Genomic DNA, 214 nt, shown 5'->3' with positions numbered 1-214 from the left:
GGTCGCCGCGTCGATGGCCCGCTGGTAGACCTTCACCCGCAGGGCGTGCGGCAGGTTCGAGGAGCCGGCCACGTCGAGGAGGATCTTGCGCTCGCCCTCGGTCGGGTTGCCGCCGAAGATGCTCTTGAGGTTGGTGAGCGCGTTCGTGGTGACGAGGTTGTCGAGTTCGAGCGTCGCCTGCCCCGCCTCGTTGCCCGGCACCAGGCTCATCGCC

The 214-nt window shown here is 69.2% G+C and carries 1 protein-coding gene; it reads right to left on the bottom strand.

Going from position 1 to position 214, the window contains the following annotated elements; genetic code table 11:
• Positions 1-214 (bottom strand): hypothetical protein (locus tag MKK75_RS06300; protein WP_244041760.1); only part of this gene is annotated, 214 nt, incomplete at both ends.

Origin of the sequence: Methylobacterium sp. J-030, from assembly GCF_022829545.1 — a bacterium.
Lineage (GTDB): Bacteria > Pseudomonadota > Alphaproteobacteria > Rhizobiales > Beijerinckiaceae > Methylobacterium.
Note: the sequence above shows the minus strand (reverse complement) of the source record. Positions and strands in the feature narration are given on the sequence as shown.